This window comes from Undibacterium sp. Ji22W (assembly GCF_049340305.1).
Lineage (GTDB): Bacteria > Pseudomonadota > Gammaproteobacteria > Burkholderiales > Burkholderiaceae_D > Undibacterium.
This window is the reverse complement of sequence record NZ_JBMPOU010000004.1, coordinates 78,399-95,674: the sequence shown is the minus strand read 5'-3', so window position 1 is coordinate 95,674 and position 17,276 is coordinate 78,399. Positions and strand designations below refer to the sequence as shown.

General features: G+C 46.5%; 12 protein-coding genes. 8 read left to right on the top strand and 4 right to left on the bottom strand.

What is annotated here, in order from left to right; translation table 11 throughout:
* The first annotated feature begins 17 nt into the window (after positions 1 to 17).
* Together ACO0KW_RS17995 and uvrB are read left to right on the top strand one after the other, a co-directional pair.
* Positions 18 to 1,211 (top strand): AI-2E family transporter, encoded by a 1,194-nt coding sequence (locus ACO0KW_RS17995; RefSeq protein ID WP_423054754.1) that lies wholly within the window; start codon positions 18 to 20, stop codon positions 1,209 to 1,211.
* A 209-nt stretch (positions 1,212 to 1,420) separates the two neighbouring features.
* Entirely contained in the window at positions 1,421 to 3,514 is a 2,094-nt protein-coding gene (gene uvrB / locus ACO0KW_RS17990; RefSeq protein ID WP_423054753.1) for an excinuclease ABC subunit UvrB, read from the top strand.
* A gap of 73 nt (positions 3,515 to 3,587) precedes the next feature.
* Here uvrB and cphA (ACO0KW_RS17985) read toward each other — a convergent pair whose 3' ends face one another.
* Positions 3,588 to 6,158 carry a cyanophycin synthetase gene (cphA, locus tag ACO0KW_RS17985; RefSeq protein WP_423054752.1) on the bottom strand — a complete coding sequence of 857 codons (2,571 nt, stop codon included), beginning with the start codon at positions 6,156 to 6,158 and terminating at the stop codon, positions 3,588 to 3,590.
* An 88-nt stretch (positions 6,159 to 6,246) separates the two neighbouring features.
* Entirely contained in the window at positions 6,247 to 8,427 is a 2,181-nt protein-coding gene (cphA, locus tag ACO0KW_RS17980) for a cyanophycin synthetase (protein ID WP_423054751.1), read from the bottom strand.
* Positions 8,428 to 8,860: 433 nt separating this feature from the next.
* Here cphA (ACO0KW_RS17980) and ACO0KW_RS17975 point away from each other — a divergent pair, with 433 nt between their 5' ends.
* Together ACO0KW_RS17975 and ACO0KW_RS17970 are read left to right on the top strand one after the other, a co-directional pair.
* Positions 8,861 to 11,125: an ABC transporter transmembrane domain-containing protein gene (locus ACO0KW_RS17975; protein WP_423054750.1), complete on the top strand. Its 2,265-nt coding sequence runs from the start codon at positions 8,861 to 8,863 to the stop codon at positions 11,123 to 11,125.
* 2 nt (positions 11,126 to 11,127) lie between these two features.
* On the top strand, positions 11,128 to 11,595 hold the full coding sequence (locus ACO0KW_RS17970) for a DUF1854 domain-containing protein (RefSeq protein ID WP_423054749.1): 468 nt from the start codon (positions 11,128 to 11,130) through the stop codon (positions 11,593 to 11,595).
* Positions 11,596 to 11,659: 64 nt separating this feature from the next.
* Here ACO0KW_RS17970 and ACO0KW_RS17965 read toward each other — a convergent pair whose 3' ends face one another.
* Positions 11,660 to 12,178: a GNAT family N-acetyltransferase gene (locus ACO0KW_RS17965; protein WP_423054748.1), complete on the bottom strand. Its 519-nt coding sequence runs from the start codon at positions 12,176 to 12,178 to the stop codon at positions 11,660 to 11,662.
* A 55-nt stretch (positions 12,179 to 12,233) separates the two neighbouring features.
* Positions 12,234 to 13,832 carry a methyl-accepting chemotaxis protein gene (locus ACO0KW_RS17960; RefSeq protein ID WP_423054747.1) on the bottom strand — a complete coding sequence of 533 codons (1,599 nt, stop codon included), beginning with the start codon at positions 13,830 to 13,832 and terminating at the stop codon, positions 12,234 to 12,236.
* Between the two features lie 204 nt (positions 13,833 to 14,036).
* On the opposite strand from ACO0KW_RS17960, the gene ACO0KW_RS17955 reads away from it, so the two are divergent.
* The 4 genes from ACO0KW_RS17955 (at position 14,037) to ACO0KW_RS17940 (ending at position 17,264) form a co-directional block, all read left to right on the top strand.
* A complete protein-coding gene (locus ACO0KW_RS17955; RefSeq protein ID WP_423054746.1) occupies positions 14,037 to 15,026 on the top strand; it encodes a fumarylacetoacetate hydrolase family protein in 990 nt (329 codons plus the stop codon).
* Positions 15,027 to 15,283: 257 nt separating this feature from the next.
* On the top strand, positions 15,284 to 16,225 hold the full coding sequence (locus ACO0KW_RS17950; RefSeq protein WP_423054745.1) for a CysB family HTH-type transcriptional regulator: 942 nt from the start codon (positions 15,284 to 15,286) through the stop codon (positions 16,223 to 16,225).
* 53 nt (positions 16,226 to 16,278) lie between these two features.
* A complete protein-coding gene (locus ACO0KW_RS17945; RefSeq protein WP_423054744.1) occupies positions 16,279 to 16,938 on the top strand; it encodes a class I SAM-dependent methyltransferase in 660 nt (219 codons plus the stop codon).
* A gap of 29 nt (positions 16,939 to 16,967) precedes the next feature.
* Positions 16,968 to 17,264, top strand: a complete 297-nt coding sequence (locus ACO0KW_RS17940; protein ID WP_423054743.1) for an SCP2 sterol-binding domain-containing protein — start codon at positions 16,968 to 16,970, stop codon at positions 17,262 to 17,264.
* Positions 17,265 to 17,276: the final 12 nt, after the last annotated feature.

The window sequence follows — 17,276 nt, the reverse complement described above, 5'->3', positions numbered from 1 at the left end:
TCAAAGTGCCGATTGTTATGAGTGAACAAGACACCGAAAATGAAGCGCGAGATGTAGGCGCATCATCAATTACGATCAGTAATGATCACTTGATTAACGATGGCGGTAATAGCCCAGTAACTTTGCCAATTCATGTAAACGCACGCGGTTTGGCGTTGGGCTTGATTGCGAGTATTACGTTTATTTTTGCATTGCAGTGGGCACGGAAATTTTTGGTGCCATTGATCTTGGCGATTTTTATCGCGTATACGATTAATCCTCTCGTTAAGGGATTACAGGCAATAAAATTGCCACGCCTATTAAGTTCCGTCCTCGTGACCATCGGTTTACTATCGAGTGGAATCGGTATAGCAATTGCATTGCAAGGCCAGTTTGTGTCGATTATTGAGGCTTTGCCCGAAGCAAGTCATAAACTATCCCGTCTAATAGAGACCGCCCCCAATGGGCAACCGGGTGCATTAGAACAAATGCAAATTGCAGCTACCGAAATTGTGAGGGCTGCGAATTCCGGTTCGACCACTGTTCGTCCCTTGAAGAAAGCCGTAGTGGCTGAGGTGGCAGGGTTCAAGGTCATCGACTGGGTGTGGGCGGGCTCACTAGGGATGATGGGCTTTGTTGGTCAAGCCACGATGGTGATATTTTTAGTGTTTTTTCTATTGGTATCGGGTGATACATTCAAACGTAAATTAGTGAAGCTCACGGGGCCGTCATTGCATCAAAAGAAAATTACGGTTCACATTTTGGATGAGATTAATACATCGATTCAAAATTATATGTTTATGTTATTGGTGACGAATCTGATGTTGGCCTTGTGCATGTGGCTGATGCTACATCTGCTTGGTGTCGAGAATGCAGGCGCCTGGGCCGTCGCTGCAGGGTTGCTGCATATCATGCCCTATTTTGGCTCCTTAATTGCCACTGCAGTCATCGGCGTGGCGGTATTCTTGCAATTTGAATCTCTGCAAATGCTCTTGTTGGTCGCTGGTTTGACAATTGGCATTGCTAGCCTGATTGGTACCGTTGTCACGACCTGGATGACGGGTCGAATTGCCAAAATGAATTCTGTCGCGGTATTTATCAGCCTCTTGTTTGGCGCTTGGCTGTGGGGAGTATGGGGGATGTTATTAGGGGTGCCGATGATAGTGATTTTAAAGGTGGTGGCTGAACGCTTGGAAGGCTTAGAGTTTGTTGCAGAATTATTGGCAGAATAGTGCAAGATGATGCATTGTACTGATTAAGTGTACAGTATAATGATCGTGCGAACGGTCCACTTCCAAAGTTAAAGCGCTCGTGAAGCTATTAATTCCGTGTGATTTGCTATCCCAACGATCATTTCCATCGAAGCCCTCATGTGTGAGCTCGTGTTAAGATATTCGGCTAGTGGCATATCCTCCCGTTTGCCTTATTCAAAGGTTTTTCCATGAGTGATTTACTCGCAGTAGTTCAGGATGAAGCAGAGGCGAAGTTCGTCACTTTTCCTGACTCGCCTTTTCAACTTTGTCAGATATTTCAGCCCGCAGGCGATCAGCCAGCCGCCATCGCACAACTGGTAGAAGGAATTAACGACGGTTTATTTTTTCAAACTTTGCTCGGGGTAACTGGCTCCGGTAAAACCTATACGATGGCGAATGTCATCGCACGTACTGGACGCCCAGCGATAATTTTTGCGCCGAATAAGACTTTGGCCGCGCAGCTCTACAGTGAATTTAAAGAGTTCTTTCCGCGTAATGCAGTCGAGTATTTCGTCAGTTACTACGATTACTATCAGCCAGAAGCCTATGTGCCACAACGCGATTTGTTTATCGAAAAAGATTCGGCAATCAATGAACACATAGAGCAGATGCGGCTGTCTTGTACTAAGTCATTGATGGAGCGGCGTGATGTGATTATCGTCGCGACGGTTTCGGCGATTTATGGTATCGGTAACCCAAACGAATATCATAAAATGATTTTGACTTTGCGTGCCAAGGACAAGTTAAGCCAACGCGATGTGATCGCCCGTTTGATACAGATGCAATACACGCGCAATGAAGTCGATTTCGGGCGCGGTACTTTCCGTGTGCGCGGCGATACGATTGATATTTTCCCCGCCGAGCATGCTGAGTTAGCTGTGCGACTGGAGATGTTTGATGATGAAGTCGAAAGTATCGCCTTGTTCGATCCTTTGACTGGGCGGGTCAAGCAAAAAATTCCACGATTTACCGTGTACCCCGGTTCACACTATGTGACGCCGCGTGAAACTGTTTTGCGGGCAATAGAAACGATCAAGATAGAGCTGCGTGAGCGCCTTGATTTCTATCGTCGTGAAAATAAATTGATTGAAGAGCAGCGTATAGAACAACGTACGCGCTTTGATTTGGAAATGATGGCGGAGATCGGTTTTACCAAAGGTATTGAAAACTACTCGCGCCATTTGAGTGGCGCAAAACCGGGCGATCCACCGCCAACTTTAGTCGATTATTTACCCGCTGATGCTTTGATGTTTCTTGATGAATCGCATGTCCTGACTGGGCAACTCAATGCGATGTATAACGGAGATCGTTCACGGAAAACCAATCTGGTGGATTATGGATTTCGTTTGCCATCGGCATTAGATAATCGCCCGCTGAAATTTGAAGAGTTTGAAAGCAAGATGAGGCAGACGGTGTTCGTGTCTGCTACGCCAGCAGATTATGAAAAGCAGCATTCTGATCAAGTCGTAGAGCAAGTGGTGCGTCCAACGGGTTTGGTGGATCCACGCATCGAAGTGCGCCCGGCTCTGACGCAGGTTGATGATCTGATGAATCAAATCACTCTGCGTGTGAAACTCAATGAACGTGTCTTGGTAACGACTTTGACCAAGCGCATGTCTGAACAATTGACGGAGTTTTTGGGTGACAACGGCGTCAAAGTGCGTTATTTACACAGCGATATCGATACGGTGGAGCGTGTCGAAATTTTGCGTGACTTACGTCTCGGTGCTTTTGATGTATTGGTTGGAATCAACTTATTGCGCGAAGGTTTGGATTTGCCAGAAGTATCTTTGGTAGCGATTCTCGATGCGGATAAAGAAGGATTTTTACGTTCTGAACGCAGCCTGATTCAAACCATAGGGCGCGCGGCACGGAATCTGAATGGTACGGCGATCTTGTACGCAGATCGCGTGACCGATTCTATGCGTCGCGCAATCGATGAAACAGAGCGTCGTCGTGCTAAGCAGATCGCGTTTAATACTGTGAACAATATTACGCCAACAGGGATCAATAAAAAGATCAAAGACATTATCGATGGCGTGTATAACCCACAAGAAGCGCGCGATGATTTGATGGTAGCGCAAGAGCAGGCCAAGTATGAGGCGATGAGCGAGAAGCAGATTAGTAAAGAGATTAAACGTCTGGAAAAGCTCATGCTTGACCATGCGAAGAATCTGGAGTTTGAACAAGCAGCGAAAGTGCGAGATCAGTTGTCTGTACTGAAGGAGCAATTATTTGGCGCTGGTGGGCATGATAATGTGGTGTCGATTATTGGTCGTTAAAGCGCTTAAAAAAACAAAAAAGCCGGATCACTCCGGCTTTTTTATGTCTTCTGAAAACCAAGTTCGAAAAGTTTTAGCCTTCAGCAATTCGTTTTGCTATATGCGCCAACGCATCTTCTACTTGATCAATCAAGATCAGGCATAAATCACCGTCGCCCAATGTTGACAACGCAGTGTCAATTGCGATGAATTCGCCGTTGATTTCTTGGATATCGGTCGTGCGTTTTGCATTCGCCAATCCAGAGCGCAAGAGTGCGACGACTTCACCATCCGCACGACCACGCTGACATTGATCTTGATACAGAATGACCTGATCAAAAGCATTGCCCAGAATTTCGGTTTGCTGACGAATGTCTTGATCGCGACGATCACCTGCACCACTAATGACGACAGAGCGACGTTTGCCTGGCATGCTCTCCACGGCTTGCACTAAAGCCGTGATTGCATCTGGATTGTGGCCGTAGTCCGCAATTAAAGTCGCACCACGATAATTGAATACGTTAAAGCGTCCAGGGGCATTATCGCTATCGTTCATAAAGGTTTTCAAGCCTTTGCGAATCGCATCCCAACTTATATTCGTTGCCCACGCTGCTGCGACAGATGCCATCACGTTTTCAACCTGGAAACCGATCGTGCCATTGCGTGTGATTGGCACTTCGGCTAGGGGAATTCGCTGTGTTAGCTTACCTTCGACTGCGACGATTTCGTTATTTTCGATGAAGACAACGCGATGCCCTTTGACGCGATGCGCCGCCATGACTGGGAATTGGCTATCAACGGCGAAGAAGGTGACAGCTCCCGTGCAATTGCTTGCCATACCCGCGACGATTGGGTCAGCTGCATTTAATACCGCAACGCCATTGTCGGCCACGTTTTGTACGATCACACGCTTGAGAACAGCGAGGTCTTCTACGGTGGTAATGTAATTTAAGCCAAGATGATCGCCCGAGCCAATATTAGTAACGACCGCGACTTTACAGCGGTCATAAGCTAAACCTTCGCGCAATACACCACCGCGGGCGGTTTCGAACACGGCGGCGTCGACATCAGGATGCGACAAGACGTTACGTGCACTACGTGGACCGCTGCAGTCACCGCTGTCGATTTGACGACCTTCTACATAAACGCCGTCGGTATTTGTCATGCCGGTGCGCAAACCGCTGGCTGTCAATAAGTGCGCGATCAAACGTACAGTCGTGGTTTTACCATTTGTTCCTGTTACCGCGATAATTGGAATCCGACCGTCGTCACCGTCGGCAAACATAGCAGCAACAATCGCTTCACCAACCGCACGGCCTTTACCAAAGGAAGGGGAGAGGTGCATGCGCAAACCAGGTGCTGCATTCACTTCAACCACACCGCCGTTTTGTTCTTCAATAGGTTTTAAGACGCTGTCGCAGACCACATCTACGCCACAAATATCTAAGCCGACCATCTGTGCTGCAGCAACAGCCCGTGCGGCCACTTCTGGATGGACGTCATCGGTGACATCGGTCGCTGAACCACCCGTAGAAAGGTTGGCGTTATTGCGCAAAACCACGCGCGTACCTTTAATAGGGACGGAGTCAGCGTCATAGCCCTGCTTAGCTAAACTAGCGAGTGCAATGTCGTCGAAGCGAATTTTGGTGAGGGACGTGGCATGACCACTGCCGCGACGCGGATCTTTGTTCACTTGTTCTACCAATTCACGCACAGAGTGCGTCCCATCGCCAACCACTTGTGGTGGGTCGCGACGTGCTGCTGCGACTAATTTATTACCTATGACGAGTAAGCGGAAATCATTGCCAGGCAAATAGCGTTCCACCAAAATATCATCGCGGAATTCACAGGCAGCTGCATAACCTGCTTCTAGTTGTTCGCGTGTGGTGACATTCACTGTCACACCTTTACCTTGATTGCCGTCTTTAGGCTTGACGACGACTGGCAAGCCGATTTCTAAAGCAATATTCCAGGCATCTTCAACGTCTAGAGCGGTGCGGCCCAGTGGTACCGGTACACCTGCAGCATCGAGTAACTTTTTGGTGAGTTCTTTATCTTGCGCGATGGCTTCCGCGATAGCGCTGGTTCCGTCCATCTCCGCAGCTTGGATCTTGCGTTGCTTGCTACCCCAGCCAAAGGTTACCAAGCTGCCACTCGTTAACCGTCGATAAGGAATGTTTCGGGCAACAGCCGCGTAGACGATAGAGCCGGTTGAAGGTCCGAGGCGCAGATCTTCGTCCAATTCGCGTAATTCATTGAGTGCAGTGACTAAATCAAAACTGGTATTGGATAATGCAGCGTTACACAGTTTTTCGGCAAATTCAAAAGCAAGACGACCAACGTCTTCTTCAGAGTATTCGACTACCACCTGAAAAATGCCAGCTTCTAAAGTCTGGGTACTACGGCTAAATGTAACTGGGCAACCGGCTTGTGCTTGCAACGCTAGTGTCGCTAATTCGAATACACGTGCCATTGGAATGGCGTCGTCATGACCCGTCGCCTGCAGTGGGCCAATTTCCGGAAACAAAGCGCGCAGGCGTGCTTCAAATTCTGGGATGTCATTGATTGATAACTCCTCTGGCGTGCAACGGACGATGGCTTCGACCGCCGTATGATGACTCCAGAGGTTAGGGCCACGTAAAGCCCTGATTCGTGAAACTTCCATAAACCTTTATCCTATCTAGTGGCGTAAGCGCCCAAATATCTGTTGTCTGATTCAGCGGATATTCCGCGATGTCGTTCAGCTCAGGGTTTTAATAGTGTTTTTTTGGTGGATTAGAATCGAAATTTCTCATTGCTGCGGCTATCAAATCCGGGGCAATGTCCAAGGCCCACGCTGCTGCCACTGCTGCCATGATGGTGTCAGGTTGCTCAGCTTTACTGGTTTTTAGTGATGACAATGCGAGTAAGGTAATTTCTTGATTGCCAGTTGCCAGAATAATTTGCTGATCACGAATGAACACTGCACGTTTGCCGAGTTGCAAATGCTTGCAGAGAGCCGTATTGTGAGTGCTTAAGCCATAGTAAATAACTTCACCATCGCACAATTCTGCGAGTTCTTCCGCTTGCGGGATCTCGGCGTTAATCACAGCGCAGCCATGTGGCAAGATAACGTCGACTTGAGCTCGCATCACTTTGAACATTTGTTCGGCTTCAGTGATATAGAACTCCGCCAAGTCTTGATGTCCTTCCAGATCAGTGACTACGCCAACGGTACATTTGTCGTAAGCTAAACCGTCTTTCAGAATATTAAGTGCGTTGGTTTCGAAAACTGCACTTTGTACATTACGATTGAGAAGCAAACGTTGACCGGCTTCCCAACTGGTGCAATTAGTTTTCACTACTTGACGTTGATCCAGATACAAACCATCGCTGCAAGCAACGCCTGAATATTGACCACTCATGCTGAGCATACTGGAGACCAAGCGAGCAATGAGACTGCAACCCTTGCTGCCCGCGACGCCGACGATAGGCATACGGCCATTATCTTCTTCGCCAAATAAATGCTGAATGATGGCTGCGCCGATATCGCGAGGTTTGCCTTGTGCTGGCTTGAGATGCGATAACAAGCCAGGGCTGGCATTGACTTCAATAATCGCACCTCGTTGTTCCTGCAATGGTCGTGAGATATCTTCACAAACCAGATCAATGCCCGCGATATCTAAGCCAACGATGCGGGTCGCTAAGGCAACCAAGCGCGCATTTTCTGGATGAACTTCATCAGTAACATCAATAGCGACGTTACCATTAATCTGGATTAAAACGTTTTGATCATGCGCAGGTATGGACATCGCATCCATGCCTTGGCGTTTCAATTCTAGAATAATTTCGGCGCTTTCATCAGGTTTGATCAATCCAAGAGGGAAGTCTTCGGTTTCACCACGACGGGGATCGATGTTGATTTGTTGTGCAACCAACTCTTTAATCGTGGATTTTCCATCGCCGATGACTGATAAGGATTCTCCTTTAGCAGCGGCGACCAGCTTATTGCCAACCACCAATAGACGATGTTCATGACCGGTAATATAGCGTTCAACCAACACACTCTTGCTATCGCCTTTACGAGAAGCTAGTGCGTAAGCCGCATGAATTTCAGCTTCTTCTTTCAAGTTTAAAGTGACACCACGACCATGATTGCCATCATATGGTTTGATTACGACGGGCAAACCGATGTCCTGTGCTTCCTCCCAAGCTTCTTCAGCGCTACGCACTAAACTGCCTTCTGGCACGGGAACACCGCAAGCTTTGAGTAAGGATTTCGTCATATCCTTATCACTGGCGATGCTCTCAGCAATTGCGCTAGTGCGATCAGTTTCTGCGGTCCAAATACGTCGTTGTGATGCACCATGGCCTAATTGAACCAAGTTGCCTTCTGTTAAACGGATGGAGGGAATATTGCGATCTGTTGCAGCGTCGACGATATGTGCGGTACTTGGGCCGAGGCAAAGCGCGTCGACCATATCACGTAATTTTTCAATTTCAGCATCGAAGTCAAAGACTTGATCTTCGACCAGGGACATCAATAAATCACGCCCCATGGTGAGCGCAGCGCGACCAACTTGCTCCTGACGTGTGCGGAAAGCCATTTTATACACGCCTTCGATATGGGTGGAACGTGTCTGGCCAAAGCCAGTGCGCATACCTGCCATATTTTGCAATTCCAGTACCACATGCTCAAGAATATGGCCAACCCAAGTGCCTTCTTTTAAACGTTCTAGAAAGCCACCAACCTCGCCAACGCCACAGCGATGTTGTAATAGACCGGGCAATCTTGCAGTGAGACGCTCATACAAGCCAGGCAATTTGTTGGAGGGGAGTTCTTCAAATTCGCCGATGTCTAGCCAAACTTCAATGACTGGGCGATAAGTCCAAATGTTCGGTCCGCGTAGATGTGTAATGCGCAGCGGGGTGATGTCTTTCTTTTTTGTAGTCATGAATGTCAATTTTATTATGGAATAGTGATTTCGCTATTCGCTTCAATTTTGTTGGAACTCAATCTATTTCTATTTTGGCAGCAACCCTAGCCAGCTAAACGAGGTAGACCTGCGCTTAACGTCCTGAAAGCCATACTGGCTGACAGCCATTGTTAAATTCAGCAAATTTGAAATTATCTCGTGTGAGCTTGCTGGTATACTTCTTACCAATAATAAAAATAGATAATCTCCATGATCTTGTTTCCCTGTCGACAGAATACCGTAATTTGTCGTTTCAGTCATACAGCTTGATGCATTCTCCCGTAGTTTTATGGGGCTTTCTTATTGATTCTCGCCCTAAATTGTCTGTCTTTATAAAAAAAATGCGGTTTTTTTAATTTTTGTTGAGTTTCCTGATGTATCCAGAATACTCATCTTTGGAGTTCATTTTACGATGACAACAGCACCAATAGCTATTACAAGCTCAACATCACATTTGCCCGAAAAGTGGACGCAAGAATTAAGTTTGCAATTAGTGCAAGATGAAATAATAATTAATGCCGTCGAAACTGATCTCGATGCCAAATTGCGCTTTGAGCAAGGATTAATTGTCGTCACGAATCAACGCTTGTTGTCTAAATCTCCAAATGACACACAATGGCAAAGTTGGACCTATTCCGCTGGTCTGCAGATGCGCCATCACGATCATGCCGGCGTCGGTCATCTGGAATTACTTGACGACGCGCAGTTATTAGTTCATTGGCGCTTTACGCTGGGACAGAATCTGTTGGTTATTCGTTTGATGGATGCGTTTCGCGAAAAACTGCAAGAAAAACTGACGGGTAAGCCAGTCGAAAAAGCGGAGCAAAACATTTGCCCTAGCTGTAAAGCAATTTTAGAGCCGGACCAAGAAGAGTGTCCGGTTTGCACCAAAGTGATTCACACGCCACCTTCAACCTGGACTTTATTTAGACTTTGGCGTTTTGCACGCCCATATCGTATTTCTTTGTTCATCGGCTTTACTCTGATGTTACTGGGGACGGCAGCGCACATGATTCCGCGTTACCTGACCAAGCCCTTAACAGATGAAGTGTTGATCCCTTATCAAAACGGTCAACATGTTGATTCTGCTTTAGTCGCTACTTACATCGGTGGCTTGTTTGGTGCGGCGGTCCTAGCGTGGCTATTGAGTTGGGGGAAAACCTATATCTTGGCCTTGGTATCTGAACGCATCGGCGCTGATCTGCGCACAGCGACGTATGAACATCTGTTGAAGCTTTCGCTGGAATATTTTGGTAGCAAACGCACTGGCGATTTGATGTCGCGTATCGGTAGCGAAAGTGATCGGATTTGTGTTTATTTGTCCTTGCACTTATTAGATTTTGCGACTGATGTGTTGATGTTTATTATGACTGCTGTATTTCTACTGCAGATCAATACCAAATTAGCACTGGTGACTTTGTTACCTTTACCTTTAATTGCCTGGGCCATCCATTTAGTACGTGATCGCTTGCGTACTGGCTTTGAAAAAATTGATAGAGTTTGGGGGGAAGTCACGAATGTATTGGCCGATACCATTCCTGGTATTCGCGTGGTGAAAGCGTTCGCGCAAGAAAAACGCGAAGCGACGCGTTTTCGTGAAGCGAATAGACACAATCTGGCGGTCAACGATAAGTTGAATAAAGTCTGGTCTTTGTTCTCGCCTATAGTTTCTTTTTTAACTGATATCGGTATTCTGGTTGTCTGGGGCTTTGGTATCTGGCAAGTTTCGCATAATGAAATCACCGTCGGTGCTTTGGTATCTGCGGTGGCGTTCATCAGTAACTTCTATGGACGTATCGATTCCATGAGCCGTATTGTCTCAGTGACGCAAAAATCTGCGTCGGCAGCGAAACGTATTTTCGATATCCTTGATCACGTTTCTAGTGTTCCTGAACCACAAAATCCAGTGAAAATAAAAGAAGTGAAGGGGCAGATTGAATTGCGCGAAGTCGGTTTCCGTTACGGTAATCGGGCAGTGAATCGCAACGTGAGTTTGAATATTCAACCAGGTGAAATGATCGGCTTGGTTGGTCACAGTGGTTCTGGTAAGAGTACTTTGGTAAATTTGATCTGCCGTTTCTATGATGTCGCCGAAGGTGCGATTTTGCTCGATGGCGTCGATATCCGTTCGTTTGCGGTCGCTGACTATCGCAGCCATATTGGTTTGGTGTTGCAGGAACCTTTCTTATTTTTTGGGACGATCGCTGATAATATTGCTTACGGTAAGCCTGATGCGACGCGGGAAGAAATTATTGCCGCTGCGCGTGCGGCACACGCACACGAATTCATTTTACGTCTACCGCAAGGGTACGATTCGATGGTCGGCGAGCGTGGTCAAGGATTGTCCGGTGGCGAGCGCCAGAGGATTTCCATTGCACGTGCGTTACTGATTGATCCACGTATTTTGATCATGGATGAAGCGACTTCGTCAGTTGATTCTGAAACCGAAAAAGAAATCCAAAAAGCTTTGGACAATCTGGTGAAAGGCCGCACTACGATTGCGATTGCTCATCGCCTTTCTACTTTGCACAAAGCAGATCGTTTGGTGGTGCTTGAAAGAGGTGAAGTAGTCGAAGTCGGCAGTCACGATGAATTGATGGCTAAACATGGCGCTTATTTTAAATTGTACGAAGCGCAGGCGCGCAACGCTGCGGCGTTAGCGGTGGGAGGAGAATAAAAATGACGACGACATTTCAATTGTACCGAAATAATTTTCGCCAATTAGTCCTAACCGACGCACAAGGCGCAGCACATGTTGACGTGCGCCCTGTACGCGCATTTCCAATTCAATCTCCTGATGCTGGAATCTCGCTGGTGAAAGAAAATGGCGCTGAGGTTGCTTGGATTGATCACATAAATGATCTGCCAGAAGCGATTCGCAATTTGATTGACGAAGAGTTAGAAGGTCGTGAATTTATGCCTGAGATCGCCAAGATACTTAGCGTCACGAGTTTTGCAACACCATGCACGTGGCATGTGCAGACGGATCGTGGTGATACACGATTTGTATTAAAGGGAGACGAAGATATTCGTCGTATCGGTAAAGAATCTTTGTTGATTGCTGATAATCATGGAATTCATTTCCTGATTCGCAATATGTTCGAAATCGATAAGCATAGCCGAAAAATTTTAGATCGTTTTCTATAAATTTTGCGTAAATCAGGTGCTTGGGATGTGAACATTAGCTGAGCACTAGCGGACGACGCAGCATTTAATCAAGTGAGCGCTTGTAAAGTTTCACTGCACCGCCTTCTTTCCAGGGAATTATTTCTTGCAACTGAAAACCGAGCTTTTCTAATAAATTGGATGAAGCTTGGTTGTGTGGTGAAACAATCGCGAGTAATTCAGTTAATTTTAGGTTGTCTCTTGCGTAATCGAGTAACCCCGCATTCGCTTCGTATGCATAGCCCTGACGTGCATATTCCGGCAAATAGGCATAGCCGATATCTATTCCCGGCAAATCATCGCGCTTTACTAAGCCACATAAGCCTATGGCTGCACTATCGTCTTTGCGTTCGACCAGATATAAGCTAAACCCCATTTTTTCTTGCACTTCGCAGTGTCCGGTCTGAATAGCCTGTTCGGACTCTGCAATTGTGCGTATTCCTTTGTCGCGAATATTCTCGATGAAGCTCGGTTCATTTACCAGTTGCAGATAAAAACTGGCATCGTTTGCATCCAAAGTTCTCAGTCTCAGGCGTGCTGTTTCGTAGATGATGGTGGTAGACAAGGACAATTTCTCCGCGAATGAGTCAGTAAATAAGATTGGTTTGCTGAGACTTTATTTAGCTTAATCGAGACCGTTGTTGTCTAGTTGGTTTCGCTACTATCATCTGAGCCTGATGCAATTTGAACACAGAGACCGCTTGCGACAAAGCCTGCGCTTGTTCTTGCATACTTTCGGCAGCTGCCGCTGCTTGTTCAACCAAAGCTGCATTTTGCTGGGTCATTTCATCAATATGAGTGATGGCCAAATTAACTTCTTCAATCCCCGCGCTTTGCTCTTGGCTGGCGGCAGTAATCTCCGCCATGATATCGGCAACATATTTCACGGACGAGACAATTTCGCTCATAGTGCGTCCAGCATCATCAACCAAACGAGAACCTTCATCGACTTTAGAGACCGAGTCGTTAATCAATTCTTTGATTTCTTTGGCTGCGCTTGCTGAACGTTGAGCTAGGCTTCGCACTTCCGATGCGACTACCGCGAATCCACGACCTTGTTCACCTGCACGAGCTGCTTCTACCGCTGCATTGAGAGCCAAAATATTGGTTTGGAATGCGATGCCATCAATCACGCCAATGATATCAACAATGCGTTTGGAACTATCTTTGATCGAATTCATGGTGTGCACGACGTTGCCAACCACTTCGCCACCTTGACTCGCTACGCCAGAAGCTTTTAGGGCAAGTGCGTTGGCTTGCCGCGCATTGTCTGCATTTTGCTTAACGGTAGAGGTCAATTCCTCCATGGAAGAGGCTGTTTCTTCTAAAGAACTGGCTTGCGATTCTGTCCGCGCAGATAAATCGGCATTGCCCGCTGCAATTTCTCCAGAGGCGGTTGCGATAGTCGCGACGCTGGTGTTGACCTGCTGGATAGTCTGAATCAAATTTTGATTCATGTGTGCCAGCGCATCAAGTAGGATGCCCGTTTCATCTTCAGCATTCTTTTCAATTTTAGTCGTTAGATCGCCATCTGCGACGCGTGTTGCAATATCAATCGCGGCATTCAAAGGGGCCGTAATCGAGTGCGTAATCAGATAAGCGAGTAAGGCGCAGACGGCGGTGGCCACAAGTCCTGCAACGATCATCATTTTGAGAGAGAAACTCACGTCTTTCTTGATCGAAGTATCTTCCAAACTCATCTGCTGTCTTTCGTAATCTACCAGCGCTTTCATATCCGCCGTCGCTTTGTTCAGCGTAGGGAAGACTGTGGTGTTCATTTGGTTTTCGGCAGATTCAATGTCGTCTAATTCTAGCGAATCTGCGGCCTTGATGAATGACGCGACAAATGCCACACGTGATTTTGTCGCGGTCTCAATCAGTGCTTTTCGCTCGGGGTTGTTTGCTTGTTTGGAAAGTTTTTCTAGCAGTTGACCTATGCTTTTCTTATTGATGTCGATTGCCTGATAATGTTCTTTGCGCAAATTCTGGTCACGTGTTAGAAACAGAGCAGAAACGCGTCTACCATTTTCCTGCATCAGGCGGGCAACCTCCAACGAACTTTCAAGTCCGCTGACGTTTTGATCTAGCATTGCGGAGGTCTGATTGGCGATTGTGTTGAGGCGGGTTGCGTTAAAGAGCGCCATCAGCAACATGATGACAAGCAAGCTGCCAAAACCGAACCAGAGTCGCGTACGGATCATAAGTGAATTCATATGCATGTTATTGCTCCTAATTTGAAGGTCAGCTAACTGTTTTAATCATACACGTGCTGATTCCCACCAGAAATAAATTATTCCTATGCACATCGAAATCCAACAGCAGCGGCGCGGTAAAATGCATGCTGAGAAGTTCATCTACTGAATTACTGATGTGATGATGATGGTGGTGAATTGATATGTAAATAATTATATGGCTATAAAAATATGAAACTAGCGACACTCAAAGATGGAACACGTGATGGCCAACTGATCGTCGTTGCGCGCGACTTAAAAACTGCTCAGGTCGCCGACGGAATCGCGGCAACGCTACAGCACGCGCTGGATGACTGGAGTTTTATTGCCCCTCAATTGGACGAGGTGTATGAGCGCTTGAATTTGGGGCGTGGCATTAATAGCTTCGATTTCGATCCGAAGAATTGTATGGCACCTTTGCCGCGCGCTTATCAATGGGCAGATGGTTCTTCTTATGTAAATCATGTTGAGCTGGTGCGCAAAGCACGGAATGCCGAAATGCCTGAGAGCTTTTGGCACGACCCGCTGATGTATCAAGGTGGTAGCGATGATTTTATTGGCCCCATGGATGACATTGCCTTATTGTCTGACGAATGGGGTATCGATTTTGAGAGTGAAATCGCGGTCGTGACTAGTGACGTGCCCATGGGAGTGAAAGTTCAGCATGCCGGCGAACATATTCGTCTATTGATGCTGGTGAACGATGTGTCGTTGCGAAATTTGATTCCGGCAGAATTGGCGAAAGGCTTTGGCTTCTTTCAATCCAAGCCGGCTTCCAGTTTTTCACCTGTGGCGATCACACCGGATGAATTAGGCGATGCATGGAAAGACGGCAAAGTGCATTTGCCATTACGGTCGACCTGGAACGACAATTTGGTCGGGCAACCGAATGCCGGTGTGGATATGGTGTTTTCTTTTCCTCAATTGATCACGCATTTATGTAAAACACGCAATGCCCGCGCAGGTACGATTATTGGGTCGGGTACGGTTTCAAATAAAGATCCGAAGAAGGGTTACAGCTGTATCGCCGAAAAGCGCGCGTTGGAAATGATTGCGAATGGCGCAGCCATGACAGAATTCATGAAATTTGGTGACAAAATCCGGATCGAGATGCTGGATAAAAACGGCAAATCAATATTTGGTGCGATTGAACAAAGCGTGGTCGAATACGCAAAAAACTAAAGATTCACGGTTTTTGAGGGGGAACTTTGATTTTTTCTAGAAAATGAGCCCTTGAGTCTATATACTGTTCAGGTTATATAAATCGAATAAAATTATTCTTTATCGTATAAAGAGATGTTTCAATAATTCCAAGTACTTAATCGCGATTTTCAGTGGTGACAAGCGCTCGCTGAGTGTGCAATTGTGGTTTCCCTGCGGTTAATGGAAATGGTAAATTTATCCGATAAAGAACTTTACGCTGACTCAAGGATGCTTGCATGAATCTTCATCAATTGCGTTTCGTTCGCGAAGCGGTCAGACAGAACTTTAATCTTACCGAAGCTGCCAAGGCTTTGTTTACTTCACAACCCGGCGTTTCAAAGGCCATTATTGAGCTGGAAGAAGAGCTGGGCGTTGACATTTTTGCCCGTCATGGTAAGCGGATCCGTGGCTTGACAGAACCTGGCCGCGCCGTCTTGAAATCAGTAGAAATGATTATGCAAGAGATCGATGGCTTAAAACGCATTGGTAAAGAATTTGCAGCGCAAGATAGCGGTAGTTTTACGATCGCCACGACTCATACACAAGCACGTTATGCTTTGCCTAAGTTGGTTCAAGCTTTCATGCAAAAGTATCCGAAAGTGCGATTGTCGTTGTTGCAGGGCAGCCCAAAACAAATCGCCGAAATGGTCATGCGTGATCAGGCCGATATTGCGATTGCGACAGAGGCTATTACCAGCGTTGATGGTTTGGTTTCTATGCCATGTTATCAGTGGGAACACGTGGTGGTGGTGCCTCAAGATCATGCTCTTCTCAAGCTGAAATCGATCAGTTTAGAGGATATCGCGCGTTATCCTTTGATTACCTATGACGCTGCCTTCGCTGGTCGCAGCAAGATCGACCATGCGTTTGAAGTCCGTCATTTAAAACCCGATGTCTTGCTGGAAGCGATTGATGCTGACGTGATTAAGACTTATGTAGAATTGGGGATGGGGGTTGGGATTATTGCGGGTATGGCGTTTGATCCTGAGCGGGATTTGAATTTGCGCACGATTTCAGTCGGACATTTGTTTGGAATGAATGTGTCACGCGTAGCCGTCAGACAGGGGGCATACCTACGCACCTACATGTATACCTTTATTGAGATGCTATCACCAACCATGAATCGTAAATTGATCGATCAGGTGATGCAGGGCGGTAAAGACAACTACGATCTTTAAGATCGCGCGGCAATTTGAGATGCGCGATGTATGCAATAAAATTTTAGTGAAAGATGACCATGAAGCGAGAAGCTTTAGCAGAATATTATGCGCATTGCGCTGAGAACTTTGATGAAAAATATCAAGAGCCAGATTTAGAGGAAGATGCCTATGCCGCCGCTGAACATATCAGTGATGCGTTGGCAAATCACGATGTGCTGGAGTTAGGGTGTGGTTCAGGATTTTGGACTCAACATATTGCAGAAGCTGCTAGAACTGTTTTGGCAACTGACATCAATGAAGTCATGTTGGAGATGGCGCAAGATCACGATTACCCGGATGGCAAGGTCGAATTCGCAGTGGCTGACTGGCACGATTTGAAGTTGCCTGCAGAGCGTAAATTTACCGCATGCTTTGCTGCTGGCATGTGGTCACACATTCGTCGCGATGAATATAATTCTGCGATGAAAAATATGCAGAAGGCTCTGGCTTCAGGTGGACTTTTGGTTTTGATTGACGATAATGTGGTGGAAGATTTTACTCGCCCCACGGCACGTACGGACAGCGATGGTAATACCTATCAGATTCGCGAGTTACCAGATGGCACAAGAGTTGAAGTCATTAAAAATTTCCCTACCGATAGCTACCTGAAAAAGAAATTTTCGGCGATCGCGCGTGAAGTCAGAGTTAGCCGAAATGAATTTTTTTGGATGTTGACTTGCGTCTTAAAGTAATGACTTGAATTTTTCGAGAAAGAAGATCTATGGATTTGCCTGCTTGTACAGAAAAGATACGTCAAAAACTAGGTCAAAATAGTAGTTTGAATGCGACTCTGAAATTTGATTGTGGTGACGATGGCGTGATTTTTGTTGATGCCTTAGCGAATCCGCATTTTGTAAATAATCAAAATGCCGAAGCAAGCTGCACAGTGTCGCTGACATTGTCAGATTTAGTAGACTTGCTTGCGGGGCAGCTCAATCCAGTGAGTGGATTTATGAGCGGCAAACTCAAATTAGCGGGCGATATGAGCATCGCTATGCGTTTGCAAAAAGTCGTGTGATTACCTATTGCC